Source organism: Streptomyces sp. NBC_00525 (assembly GCF_036346595.1).
GTDB lineage: Bacteria > Actinomycetota > Actinomycetes > Streptomycetales > Streptomycetaceae > Streptomyces.
This window is the reverse complement of the sequence record NZ_CP107834.1, coordinates 4,463,936-4,476,070: the sequence shown is the minus strand read 5'-3', so window position 1 is coordinate 4,476,070 and position 12,135 is coordinate 4,463,936. Positions and strand designations below refer to the sequence as shown.

General features: G+C 68.0%; 11 protein-coding genes. 7 read left to right on the top strand and 4 right to left on the bottom strand.

Annotated elements, in window-relative coordinates:
- Positions 1-84: 84 nt before the first annotated feature.
- From OG710_RS20045 to OG710_RS20035, 3 genes are all read right to left on the bottom strand, one after another.
- On the bottom strand, positions 85-657 hold the full coding sequence (locus tag OG710_RS20045) for a hypothetical protein (protein WP_330240556.1): 573 nt from the start codon (positions 655-657) through the stop codon (positions 85-87).
- A 169-nt stretch (positions 658-826) separates the two neighbouring features.
- Positions 827-1,267 (bottom strand): hypothetical protein, encoded by a 441-nt coding sequence (locus OG710_RS20040; RefSeq protein WP_330240555.1) that lies wholly within the window; start codon positions 1,265-1,267, stop codon positions 827-829.
- 57 nt (positions 1,268-1,324) lie between these two features.
- Positions 1,325-1,588: a hypothetical protein gene (locus OG710_RS20035; protein ID WP_330240554.1), complete on the bottom strand. Its 264-nt coding sequence runs from the start codon at positions 1,586-1,588 to the stop codon at positions 1,325-1,327.
- Positions 1,589-1,624: 36 nt separating this feature from the next.
- Here OG710_RS20035 and OG710_RS20030 point away from each other — a divergent pair, with 36 nt between their 5' ends.
- Together OG710_RS20030 and OG710_RS20025 are read left to right on the top strand one after the other, a co-directional pair.
- Positions 1,625-2,128 carry a hypothetical protein gene (locus OG710_RS20030; RefSeq protein ID WP_330240553.1) on the top strand — a complete coding sequence of 168 codons (504 nt, stop codon included), beginning with the start codon at positions 1,625-1,627 and terminating at the stop codon, positions 2,126-2,128.
- Between the two features lie 24 nt (positions 2,129-2,152).
- Positions 2,153-3,106 (top strand): tyrosine-type recombinase/integrase, encoded by a 954-nt coding sequence (locus OG710_RS20025; protein ID WP_330240552.1) that lies wholly within the window; start codon positions 2,153-2,155, stop codon positions 3,104-3,106.
- A 107-nt stretch (positions 3,107-3,213) separates the two neighbouring features.
- Here OG710_RS20025 and ychF read toward each other — a convergent pair whose 3' ends face one another.
- Positions 3,214-4,302 (bottom strand): redox-regulated ATPase YchF, encoded by a 1,089-nt coding sequence (gene ychF, locus OG710_RS20020; protein ID WP_330240551.1) that lies wholly within the window; start codon positions 4,300-4,302, stop codon positions 3,214-3,216.
- A 1,161-nt stretch (positions 4,303-5,463) separates the two neighbouring features.
- On the opposite strand from ychF, the gene OG710_RS20015 reads away from it, so the two are divergent.
- The 5 genes from OG710_RS20015 (at position 5,464) to OG710_RS19995 (ending at position 12,129) form a co-directional block, all read left to right on the top strand.
- Positions 5,464-6,741: a valine--pyruvate transaminase gene (locus OG710_RS20015; protein ID WP_330240550.1), complete on the top strand. Its 1,278-nt coding sequence runs from the start codon at positions 5,464-5,466 to the stop codon at positions 6,739-6,741.
- Positions 6,742-7,048: 307 nt separating this feature from the next.
- Positions 7,049-8,356 (top strand): ATP-grasp domain-containing protein, encoded by a 1,308-nt coding sequence (locus tag OG710_RS20010; RefSeq protein WP_330240549.1) that lies wholly within the window; start codon positions 7,049-7,051, stop codon positions 8,354-8,356.
- Positions 8,353-9,603: an MFS transporter gene (locus OG710_RS20005; RefSeq protein WP_330240548.1), complete on the top strand. Its 1,251-nt coding sequence runs from the start codon at positions 8,353-8,355 to the stop codon at positions 9,601-9,603. Before OG710_RS20010 ends, OG710_RS20005 begins: the two co-directional genes overlap by 4 nt.
- A 2-nt stretch (positions 9,604-9,605) precedes the next feature.
- A complete protein-coding gene (locus OG710_RS20000) occupies positions 9,606-10,775 on the top strand; it encodes an ATP-grasp domain-containing protein (RefSeq protein ID WP_330240547.1) in 1,170 nt (389 codons plus the stop codon).
- Complete coding sequence (locus tag OG710_RS19995) at positions 10,768-12,129, top strand: lysine N(6)-hydroxylase/L-ornithine N(5)-oxygenase family protein (protein WP_330240546.1); 1,362 nt, start codon at positions 10,768-10,770, stop codon at positions 12,127-12,129. Before OG710_RS20000 ends, OG710_RS19995 begins: the two co-directional genes overlap by 8 nt.
- Positions 12,130-12,135 lie beyond the last annotated feature (6 nt).

The window sequence follows — 12,135 nt, the reverse complement described above, 5'->3', positions numbered from 1 at the left end:
AACCGGGTGCGTAACGGGCGGCCCGAACCGACCTCGACTGGTGGGCTGGCGTATTCGGGGCTCCTCGTCATGAGTCACGCCACATCAGGCCGTCGACCCGTTGAGGCGGTACTCCTCGGAGGGCATCGAGTCCCATTCGGTATTCGCGCCGTCGCGCGTCACCATGAACAACGGGCGCGATCGCAGGACCGGCCCGACTGGTTGCCCGCGCATGACGACCCCGGGATCATCCGGTCCCGCGTAGCCCTCGGGCGTGTAGCGGAAGTACACGTCCATTGCCTCGGCATACGCGATTGCGTCGCTCTCCAGCTCCGACAAGTCTCGCCCGACCAGCGGGATTCCGTCGTATGCGACCTGGGGACCGTACACGGCGTCGACAGCAATGCAGAAGAGGCCCACAGCTTGACTCACATAGGTTGTGACGGCAGATGGAGAAGGAGCCGCCCCGTGACGGCGGACCTCTACCTTCCAAGTCGGCGAGAAAATCGCGTGGTGCGGTGCACAATCGCTGACCTTCGTCTGGCCGAGTGTCTCAGCCGCCTCGACCACTTCGTCGACGGTCATACCGAACCGGAGCGGTCCCACGCCGACAGCCGGCGCATAGGACCACTCGTCCCGTCCGACGACTCCGAAATCGGCTTCGGCCTTGAACGCCATAGTCGCCCCTCTAGTGACACCTGAGAACTCACCGGCGCCCATCATGCCAATCGCCGACCAGCAGACTGCCGGGTGCGGCCGGGCGCGAAAGGCTGTGAACTCAGCGATCCCCTCCGGCGACGGCTTCCGGTGTCCACGCGAGGGCTGGATAACGGGTCCCGCTGATCGTCTACGAGGTCGCCGCCCTGGCGGCCGACGACTCCGGAGTGGGCCACGGCTGGTCGTCAGGTGTCGTTGCGGGGCGGCCGACCAGTACGTAGTCGCGGTACTCATCGCCCGCCATGGACTGGTTCACCCAGCGTCCGAGTGCGGCTCCCGTTTGGCTTTCGGCGGCGTGCATGGCAACAAGCGGCTCACTCGTGGTTGCCAAGAGCAGGCCGAAGTCCTCTTCCTCGCCGTCGAACAACGGCGGCAGCGAATCCAAGTCGCCCGTCAGGGGTTCGCAGTCGAGAGCGGCGTGGAGGTAGACCCCGTAGGAACCTCGGGCCGGTCGTATTTCGACCCAGCGGACCCCCGGCCTCTCGGGGGTCCCGGCCGGTCCGAGGAACTGCTCGACGGAACGCCCCCGCTTGAGGGCGCCGAGGATGCACGGTTCTGCGAGATAGCGCACGCCGGAAGGCTACGGCGTGCTGAGGATTCGCGTCCGCAGAAGGACATCTGATCGGGGTCAGCCGTGTCGATTGCGCTCCTCGGGCATCGTGGCCACTGGTGTGGCCGGAGGCTGTGGCGTGGCAGACATGGACGACGTGCCGCTGGTGGTGCTTCGGCTGCGGGCTGCTTGCGCCCGCCGGTTCGGCTGAGCGGTGATGCGCCAGTTGAGGACCTCGGCGGGGCGCTCCGCGCTGTCGAGTTCCCGCTGGGTGCCCACCTCCGCCAGGAGACGTCGGGGGCTGTGGCCGGCGGTCTCGGCGTGGGCGAGGGTTGTGGTCAAGGCGGTCCAGGTGGGGTCGGCGAGGATCCGGTCGGCATGGTCGGGGAGGGCCGCACGCGCGTCCTGCTCGTAGCGGCGGGCGGTTGCGGCTCGTGGTGCGCGGCGGGTCAGGTCCGCCAGGACGGGTGCGGCAGCCTGCTGGTAGCCCGCCTGGAGGTGGCGGAAGGCTTCTTCGGCTGCTGCCGCCTGCTGACGGCGGTCTGGCGCATCGAGAACGGCACTCCTCGTCGGCGCATCAACCTCGACGAGGCCCTCGCCTTCTCGCGCGTCTTCGAGCTTCCTCTCGAAGAGCTGATGTCCCCGCCCCTGGAGGGGCTCGACATCGACAGCCGGCGCCTCGTCCAGGAGGCCGTCGAGGCGTTCTACGAGGCCCGCGACGCGCGCGACCGCCTCCACCACGCCGTGGTCGCCATCGCCGACCACATCAAGGCCCACCCCGACAGCTCGCGGGCGATCCACGAGCAGTGCCTCCGCCTCATGGGCGACGAGCGCGACGCTCGCACGCTCAGCAACGACATCGCGGACGGCGGCCACTACTGACAACCGACACGAAGGAGAGGCCACTTGGCCAACATCCAGAAGCGCCCCAACGGCAAATGGCGGGCCATCCAGCCGCACCGGCCTTCCACGGCCAAGGCGGTGGCCCAGCACCTGCGCTGCTACGTCTACCCGGCTTGGGAGAAACGGGCACTCGGCGCCATCAAGCCCGGTGACGTACAGAGCTGGGTCACCGGTCTGACCACCATGCACGGGCTGGCCGCCAGCACCTCACGGACGGTCTTCAACACGGTCAACGCCGTCTTCCGGGCGGCCGTCCGTGACCGGATGATCCCTCACAACCCGTGCGCCGAGGCGAAACTGCCCTCGATACCCCGGAAGAAGATCGTGCCGCTGGCCGTCGAGCAGGTGCGGACGCTGTCCGAGGAGATACCCGCCCGCTACAAGGGCCTCGTCCTGCTCGGCGCGGCCACCGGGCTCCGCCCCGGCGAGCTCTTCGGCCTCCAGGTCCGCCACCTCGACCTGCTGCACGCAACCGTCTCGGTCGAGCAGCAGGTCCAGCAGACCGCCAAGCACGGTGTGTACGTCTGCCCGCCCATGGCCGATCGCTCCCACCGCACGGTCCCGCTCCCCCGCACGGCGGTGGATGCGATGAAGGCCCATCTGCGGGACTTCCCCGCCGATGGCCCCGAGGGCTGGCTCTTCACGGCGCCGCAAGGCGGCCCCGTGGTCTACACGCACTTCATGGACGCATCCTGGCGGCCCGCCTGCGCGAAGGCCGGCATACCGAAGGGCACCGGACCCCACGCCCTCCGGCATCACTACGCCAGCCTGCTGATCAAGCACGGCGAGTCCGTGAAGACGGTCTCCGAGCGCCTCGGCCACACCAACGCGGCCATGACGCTGAACATCTACACCCACCTGTGGCCCGACTCCGAGGAACGGACCCGGGCCGCGGTCGACAAGGCGTACGCGGACCAGTCCGCCGATGCCCAGACACAGGTCGAAGAAGCGGCGTAGCCGCTTCCCCGCGCGCCGACCGAGTCGGCGCGCTGCGGACTCTGTGGGGACCGCATAGGCCGCCCAACCCGCTCCGTCGCAGGTCAGACGGCCTTTCGCCGAACGTATTAGACGTTGAAGCGGAATTCCACCACGTCGCCGTCCTGCATCACGTAGTCCTTGCCTTCCATGCGGGCCTTGCCCTTGGCTCGGGCTTCGGTTACCGAGCCGGTTTCGACCAGGTCCTCGAAGGAGATGATCTCCGCCTTGATGAAGCCCTTCTGGAAGTCGGTGTGGATGACACCGGCTGCCTCGGGGGCCGTGGCGCCCTTCTTGATCGTCCAGGCGCGGGCTTCCTTGGGGCCGGCCGTGAGGTACGTCTGGAGGCCCAGGGTGGCGAAGCCGACGCGGCCGAGGGTGGCGAGGCCGGGTTCGTCCTGGCCCATGGACTGGAGGAGTTCCAGGGCCTCGTCGTCGTCCAGCTCGATCAGCTCGGACTCGATCTTGGCGTTCAGGAAGATCGCCTCGGCCGGGGCGACCAGGGCGCGCTGTTCGTTCTTGAAGTCCTCGTCCACCAGCTCGTCCTCGTCCACGTTGAACACGTAGAGGAACGGCTTGGTGGTGAGGAGGTGCAGCTCGTGCAGGAGGCGGCCCTTCTCCGTGGCGGCCGTGATGCCCGCGTGGAAGAGGGTGTCGCCGGCTTCGAGGATCTTCTGCGCCTCCTCGACCGCCGCCAGGACCGCGACCTTCTCCTTCTGGAGGCGGGACTCCTTCTGGAGGCGCGGGATCGCCTTCTCCACGGACTGGAGGTCCGCGAGGATCAGCTCCGTGTTGATCGTCTCGATGTCGTCCTTCGGCGAGACCTTGCCGTCCACGTGTACGACGTTCTCGTCCTTGAAGGCGCGGATCACCTGGCAGATCGCGTCCGACTCACGGATGTTCGCGAGGAACTTGTTGCCCAGGCCCTCGCCCTCGCTCGCGCCGCGCACGATGCCCGCGATGTCCACGAAGTCGACCGTCGCCGGCAGGATCCTCTGCGAGCCGAAGATCCTCGCCAGGGTGTCCAGGCGCCGGTCCGGGACACCGACCACGCCGACGTTCGGCTCGATCGTGGCGAACGGGTAGTTGGCCGCCAGCACGTCGTTCTTGGTCAGGGCGTTGAACAGGGTCGACTTGCCGACATTCGGCAGACCGACGATTCCAATACTAGTACTCATGAAACAAACGTCCGCTCAAGATCAAGAAGGGTGGGGCCAGGGTCGGCCGTGACTCCAGGCATGCTCACCGGCTCCTCGTTTCCGCGGCAGCCCAAGCGCGCCATCATCTACGTGCGCGTATCACGGTACAGGGACAAGGACGAGAAGATCTCACCTGAACTCCAGATCGCTGACCCCACCACGCCGGCGGAGCGCGAGGGGTGGTGGTCATCGACGTCCTGCGGAACCTCGACGTGGGTGGCAAGTACTTCGCGAAACGCCAGGTGAAGCGGATCACCCAGCGGATCAAACGGGGGGAGGCCAGCGTCGTCCCGGTATGACGTTGGTCACGGTTCGGGTGGGACGTGACCTCGATCGCGTACCACGTCAAGCGCCTGGAGCAGCCGGTGGAAAGATCCGTGGCCGGGCGGGCCGCCGCGGGCGCCCCGAGCGGCTTGACATGCGCAGCCATCCGCTGACTGCGTGGCTCGATCGGCGGCAATCCGTTCCGGGTCCAGGATCAGCTCGGGTTCGCGCGGCGCGGTGTGGGGAGACGGCTTGAGCAGGACGTCGTCGACGCAGATGTGCGCGATACCGCGCCACGTGGACGGCCGGCCCGGCCGGTGGACGAGTCAACGCCTCTCAGCATGTCGGCCACGGCTCCCCGGCTCCGCCGCCGAACGGATCGGGCAGTTCTTCGGCTTCCCGAAGGCCCGGATCGGCCGGTTCCGCCGCATGCTCCGCGGAGAGTCTGCGCGACCCACGACTACGAGCGCAGGGTGGGCCGGGTCGCCATCGAGCAGCTACGCGGCCGCTGACGGGCAACTTGATCACGGGATACGTCCGGCCCTCGGCCACGTCTGTCGAGGACTCCTGCCGACGCCGCCACATTCTCGGCGTGTGCCTCGGCAAAGAGCGCCCGGTCACGATCGGCGCCCTTGCCAAGCGGATCCGCGTCACCCAGGATCGGGAAGATCGAGTCAGCGCGCACACCGTGACGCAACCGGGCCCCGCGCCCGCAGGGTTCGCGGTGGCTACGTCGGCGAGGCCTGGTATGCCGCGTACGCCGGGACGGATCTCCAGCCGTCCCGCCTCCAAGATCAATATGGTCACGCATACCGTCGGAGGTTTCCTCCTCGCCGACTCGTGGACCGAGAATCCAGGTCATCTGTGAGGAGAAGCATGCAACTGTCCCTCAGCGGAGCGAAAATGGCTGGTGTCTCCGGGCTTCGGAGCATCATGGACGATGTCGCCTCAAGCACTTCGGGGACCTCGGCGGACGAATGGCTCAACCTCAGTGTCGGCAATCCGGCTCCCATCCCCGAAGCGCGTGAGATGTGGCGTGACGCCTTGGCGAATGCGCTGGCAGGTGACTTCGGACAGGTGAGTTGCCGGTACGGGCCCTCACGTGGGAGCCACGTTCTTCTTGAAACGATCGTCGACTACTTCCGTCGAACGTACGGCTGGTCGATCGGTCCGGAGAACATAGTCGTCGGGCCGGGCAGCCAGATGCTGTGCTTCGCCGCTGCCACCATCTTCGCGGGCCCCGGGGCACAGGGCGACCGGCGGGTGGTCCTGCCCATGGTTCCCGACTACACCGGCTACCAGGGCCTCTGCATGCACGACGGGGGCGTTGTCGGAGTACCACCCCTTGTGCAGCGGGAGGGTGATCACCGTTTCCGCTACGCCCTGGACCACGAGCGTCTGCGGCAGCAATCGGACATCGGCATGTTGCTCATCTCCAGCCCGGGCAACCCCACGAGCCGCTCCCTGAGTCGCGAAGACTTGGACGGGCTGACCGCGGAGGCGGAAAAACGGAACATACCTCTTGTCCTTGATCATGCCTATGGCGCCCCGTTTCCCAGGATCGCCGAAGTGCACGTGGAACCGGTACTGCATGACAACGTGATCAACTGCTTCTCCGCGTCCAAAGCCGGGCTCCCCGGTGAACGCATCGGATTTGCGATCGGCTCGCCCAGGTACATGGACACCCTGGCCGCCTTCATGTCCAACTCCGTCCTGCACGCGCCCCAGCTCGCGCAAGCCGGCCTGAGCCGGGCCCTGCGCGGAGGCCGGCTGGATCACGTGACCCGGACGTTCATCACCCCCTACTACTCGAAGAAGAAGCGATTCGCCGAGCAACTGCTCTCCGAACTCATGCCGTCCGACATCAACTGGCGGATGCACTCCGGCGTCGGGGGGATGTTCTGCTGGATATGGGTGGATCACGACTGGTTCGATGACATCGTTCTCTACGGTCGGCTCAAGGACAGACGGGTTTTCGTCGTGCCGGGACGGCACTTCTTCGTGGACCCGCTCTCCACACCGGGCCCGGAGGGCCACGGAACGCGATGCTTCCGCATCAGTCTCAGCGCCGAGGAGAAGGTGATCGCGGAAGGCATCCAGCGCATAGCCGTCGTCCTGCGGGAAATGCGAGACGCGGCGTCCGCGGACCGATAGGGGAGAGCGGTTCCGCGGCAGCCCGCACTCAGAGGACTGCCGCGCGGCGGCTCCAGGCCGAAGGCGCCTCGAGGGAGCCTGCTCGCGTCCGGCGTCGCCGCACCCCTCCGCCGCACCGGCGAGACTCTGTGGATCGTACCGATCCTGCCGGGCCGGCCCCCGAACCGACCGCTCGTTACCGCCCAGTTGGCCAGGTTCGCGGGAGGCCGCGCGAGCAAACGCTTTTGCAATCTTTTTCCTTTGCCCGGCCAGTGGTTCCTGGCTAGAGTCCAGCAGGCGGACTCCAAGATGAACTGGAAGAAGACTGTTGCTGAACAGCAAGTTGACAGACCGTCAGGCTTGCGTTCGCTCAAGCGGAGGGAATTGCCGCGTGCCGGTCACCCATGTCCTGTGCGGCTTCAGCAAGGGGCTCGTCTCGGACCTCGACGATCTGTTGCCGGCGGGGTCCGTCCTGATACTGGAAGACGAGCACGTAGCCGCCACCCGCGACGCACACCGGCGGGCGGCCCGGCACCCCTGCGTCGCGCGCGTCGCCCACGCACCGGTCCAGAACGAGCGGGATCCCTCGCAGGTAGTACAGGCTCTCGCCAGACCCGAGCATGTCGCCGCCGTCATCCCGGCCACCGAGTACGGGGTGGTCGCGGCGGCCGCCCTGGCCCATGCCTGGAAGCTTCCCGGCGCGGGACCGCGTGCCGCGACGATCTTGCGGGACAAGACCGCCCTGCGCGTCCACGCGGACTCTGCCGGACTGCCGCAGCCATGCTGGCAGTCGGCACTGAGCACGGGGGACGTCCTGGAGTTCCGGTCCCGGCACGGCGGCCGCTGTGTACTGAAGCCGGCCAACCTGCAGGCCAGCCTCGGAGTTCGGCTGCTGGACGCGGATGACGACGTGGCATCGGCGTGGGAGGCGACGATCGGGGCCACCGAGCCGAAAATGCGCTCCCCGCACGCGGAGCCCGGCCGGTTCCTCGTCGAGGAGTGGCTGCCGGGGCCGGAGGTCAGCGTCGAATGCCTGGTCGGTGAAGGGAAGCTCCTGTTCCTGAACATCACCGAGAAGCTTCTGCACCCGGGCTCGTCGCCCGTGGAGTCCGGTCACACCGTGCCCGCGTCCCTCCCATCCAGTGTGGTCGATGAACTGACCCGACTCATGCGGTTACTGATCGACTCGACCGCATTCGGATCCGGTGTCCTGCATGCCGAATGGATTCTGGTCGACGGGGTGCGCCCGCATCTTGTCGAATGCGCGGGCAGGCTGCCGGGCGACAGCATCGATCTGCTCATCGACCTCGCCTACGGTGGGCGCATCACGGCCGATCTCCTGGCCGTCCTGAGCGGGGGGAGCCGGCCCCCCAGGGACACCGGCCCGAAGGGGGCGGCCATCAGGTTCCTGTCCGCGCGGCCGGGAGTGGTGCGCAGCGTCGCGGGGCTGGCCGAAAGCCGGGCCGCCGACGGCGTACGCGAGGTCGAACTCGATGTGGAGACCGGCACCTCGGTGACCGCGCCGAGGAGTTCCTGGGACCGTCTGGGTCATGTGCTGGCAACCGGCGACGACGGCGCGCAGGCCGCACGGAACGCGGCTGCCGCAGCCGCGCTGATCGACATACGCACCTCGTGATCTCACGTTTCCTCCGCGGCTACGTCCCGGCATCCGCGGCCGGCCGGGCGTTCGCCCTCGTCGCGCTCTTCGACTCCGTCGGCACCGGCTTCTACCTCGCCGGGTCCACCATCTTCTTCATCCGCGTGGTCGGCCTGAGCGAGGTACAGGTGGGGCTGGGGCTGGCCCTGACCGGCCTGACCGCGTTCCTGGCCACGGTCCCGCTGGGCGTGCTCGCGGACCGGTGGGGCGCCAAACGAATGCTGACGCTCTACCAGCTGTGGCGAGCCTTCTGGTTCACGGCGCTGCTGTTCGTCCACGGGCCGGTCGCGTTCTACGTGGTGTCGGCGCTGCTGGGGGTAGTCGAACGCGCGGTGTCGCCGGCCAGTCAGGCGGTGGTGTCCGTGGCGGTGCCGGGCAAGGACCGGACGCGCGTCATGGCCACCATGCGCGCGGTGCGCAACATCGGGTTCTCCCTCGGTGCCGTACTCACCGTTCCCCTCCTGGCCTCCGGATCGGACCTGGCGTACCGGGCGGTCATTCTCGTGGACGCCGCGTCCTTCGTGTTCGCCGCCCTACTGCTCTCCAGGCTGAGGGTCCCGGCAACGCCTCCCCCGGTGCGCCGCGGCGGACTGAGCTTCCTGAGCGGGTTCAACGACCGGCGCTACCTGGGGCTGAGCGCGGTGAGCTGTGTGCTTGCCGTACACATGCCCCTGCTGGCGGTGGCCATCCCGCTGTGGACCATCCGGGAGACGGACGCCCCCACCGCGCTGGTAGCGGTTCTGGTGCTGCTGAACACCGTGCTGGCGGTCCTCTTCCAGATCCCGTTCTCCCGGGGCGCCGAGAGCGACGGCGGGGGGCTGCGTGCCATGCGGCTCGCCGGCTGCGCTCTCATCGCCTCCTGCGCGATGTTCGCCGCCTCCGCGGCTCCGCTGGGCACGGCCTACGCCTGCGCCATGCTTGTGATCGCGACCCTGCTGCTGACCGCCGCCGAACTGTGGCAGTCGGTCGGCGCCTGGGAGCTCTCCTACGCCTACGCACCGGAGGACCGGAAAGCCGAGTATCTCTCGATATTCGCGCTCGGGAACAGCGCACAGGACGTGCTGGGCCCGCCCCTGGTCACCGTGGTCGTACTCGGCTGGGGCGAAGCGGGCTGGGCCGCGCTCGCGGCTCTGCTGCTCGGTGCGGTGCTTGTGCTGCCCCTGCCCATCGCGCGGCTCGACAAGCGCCTCGCCACAGCGGAAGGAACACGACCATCCACATTCTGATCATGCAACGACCCCACTCTGCCGCAGAATACGATCGCTGGCTCGGGGCGGCTGATCCCGATGTCCGGGTCACCTTGCTGACCTCGGCGGACACCGTCCGCCGGAGCGAGCCCCCCGTCGCGGGAGCGCGCCGGATCGTCGTGGACGACTACGAGTCGCCCTCGGCGACGGCGGAACTGTTCCGGCTGTGCGAGGCCGACCGGCCGGACCGGATCTTCGCGAACTCGGAGGATGACGTGCTGCGCGCCGCCGAGGCGCGGGCTCTCTTCGGAATCCCCGGCCCGGACCCGGCTCTCGCGCTACGGTTCCGCGACAAGATCGCGATGAAGCAGCTGTTCGAGCGGTTGCCGGTGTCCCCGGTGCCGTATCGCGAGGTGCGTTGCTCTTCGGATCTGTACGCGGCGCAGGAGGAACTCGGCACCGTCGTCGTCAAGCCCCGTGACGGCGCGGGCTCCGCCGGGGTGCGGGTGCTGTCCGACGGGCAGGCCGTCCGGCGGGCCTGCATCGACGATCCGGGCCTGCTCACCGCCCTGCACGGTGGCGCCCTGATGGCCGAGCAGTACATCGAGGGGACGGTCTACCACGTGGACGTACTCGTCGACGGCGGCTCGGTGCTGCTGGTCTCGCCGTCGCGCTACCTCGACCCGCCGCACCTGTTCCGCACGCGCAACCTGGGCTCGGTGATGCTCGACGTCGGCTCAGCGCGCGCCAGACTCCTGACCGACGCCGCTGAGCGGTTCGTCGCCCGGCTCCCCGAGGGCCACGGGACACACGTCCTGCACATGGAGTTCCTCGAGGACCGCTCAGGCACGTTCTTCGCCGGTGAGGTGGCCTGCCGAACGGGCGGGGCGCTGATCAAGAACTCCGTCCGGCACACCTACGGCATCGATCTGTCCAAGGCCGCCTGCCTGCTGGCCGCGGGGCTCTGGACGGCACCCGAGGCCCGAAGCAGCGGCGCCGCCCGCACCGGCTGGCTGTTGTGGACCGGCGGTGCACGGCCCCGCCCTCCGGCCGGCCGACCCGACTGGCTGCTCGAGTTCACCGAGGCGGCAGAGGCAGAGCACGAACGCCCCCCGGTCGACGCGATGGACGGCAAAGCCCGCGTGCTCGTGGAGGGCGCCGACGAGGAAGAGGTCGAGGAGCGGATGCGCTCCCTGTACCGACATGGCTGAGGATCCGGCCGCCATACCCGTAGCAACTGATCACCACTACAAGGAAGAGCCCACCGTGCTCCCCAGCGAACTGGAAATCCGTGACGTCGTCGGCATCGGTTTCGGGCCGTCGAACCTGGCAGTCGCCATTGCCCTGGAGGAGTGTGACGCGCCACTCGACGCGCTCTTCCTCGACCGCAAACCCGGCTTCGCGTGGCACCCCGGTCTCATGTTCCCCGGGGCCGAGATGCAGGTGTCCTTCACGAAGGACCTCATCACGATGCGTAATCCGCGCAGCCGCTACACATTCCTGAACTACCTCGCGGAACAGAGCGAGGGCCGACTGGGCAGGTTCATCAACCTGCGCACCTTCTATCCGACGCGCGTAGAGTTCAACGACTACTACGCCTGGGCGGCCGGGCAGTTCGAAGATCGGGTCCGGTGGAACACCGAGGTCCTCGCGGTCACCGCCCTGCCGGGCGAGCACGGCACGGAGTTGCTGGAGGTGGTGTCCCGGGACCAGGTCACGGGCGAGACCTTCTCGACGTTCACCCGCAATCTGCTCATCGCGCCCGGCGGCACCCCGCACGTCCCCGACGGAACCGAACTCGGCGAGCGGGTGTTCCACGCCTCCGAGACCCGAGAGCGTCTGGCCCGGTCGTTCAACAATCCCACCGCGCCCTACCACTTCAACATCGTCGGCTCCGGCCAGACGTCCGCCGACGTGTTCATGCATCTGCGCCGAAGCTATCCGAACGCCCGGATCACCACGAACATCCGCGGCTTTGCCATGCGCCCCGAGGACGACACCCACTTCGTCAACGAACTCTTCCTGCCCGAGTTCACCGACTGGTTCCACGGCCAGGACGAGAAGTTCAGGCAGAAGATCATCGACGAGTACGGCCTGGCGGCGCACACCGGCGTGAGCTACGACCTGATACCGCAGATCTACCGCGAGTACTACGAGGACCAGGTCGCCGGGGGCCGGGTCCTCGCCCTGCACAGGTTCACCGAACTGGTCGGCGTCCGCGCGGACGCCGACCGTGCGACGGCCACCTACGCCCACCTCGACAGCGGGGAGACCAGCCTCGTCGAATCCGACGCCGTGATTCTCGCGACCGGGTACCGGTACCCGATGCCGATACCCGCGCTCTCCGGTATCAACGACAACCTGCACATGGAGACCCCACAGCGGTACGCGATCCGGCGTGACTACTCCGTGGAGAGCGTGGAGGGTTTCGAGCCGAAGGTCTTCCTGCAGGGGTTCGCCGAGGCCACCCACGGATTCAGCGAGGTGCTGCTGTCCCTGATGCCGGTGCGCGCCGCCGAGATCGTCCGGTCCATCGCCGAGCACAGGTCCGTAGAGGCCCGTTAGGAGCAT

Bases quoted from the DNA above. Each gene is read 5' to 3' on its own strand.
- OG710_RS20015 (WP_330240550.1), top strand. From the start codon at position 5,464: ATGCAACTGTCCCTCAGCGGAGCGAAAATGGCTGGTGTCTCCGGGCTT.
- OG710_RS20000 (WP_330240547.1), top strand. From the start codon at position 9,606: ATGCAACGACCCCACTCTGCCGCAGAATACGATCGCTGGCTCGGGGCG.
- OG710_RS20030 (WP_330240553.1), top strand. From the start codon at position 1,625: ATGGTCGGGGAGGGCCGCACGCGCGTCCTGCTCGTAGCGGCGGGCGGT.
- ychF (WP_330240551.1), bottom strand. From the start codon at position 4,302: ATGAGTACTAGTATTGGAATCGTCGGTCTGCCGAATGTCGGCAAGTCG.
- OG710_RS19995 (WP_330240546.1), top strand. From the start codon at position 10,768: ATGGCTGAGGATCCGGCCGCCATACCCGTAGCAACTGATCACCACTAC.
- OG710_RS20045 (WP_330240556.1), bottom strand. From the start codon at position 657: ATGGCGTTCAAGGCCGAAGCCGATTTCGGAGTCGTCGGACGGGACGAG.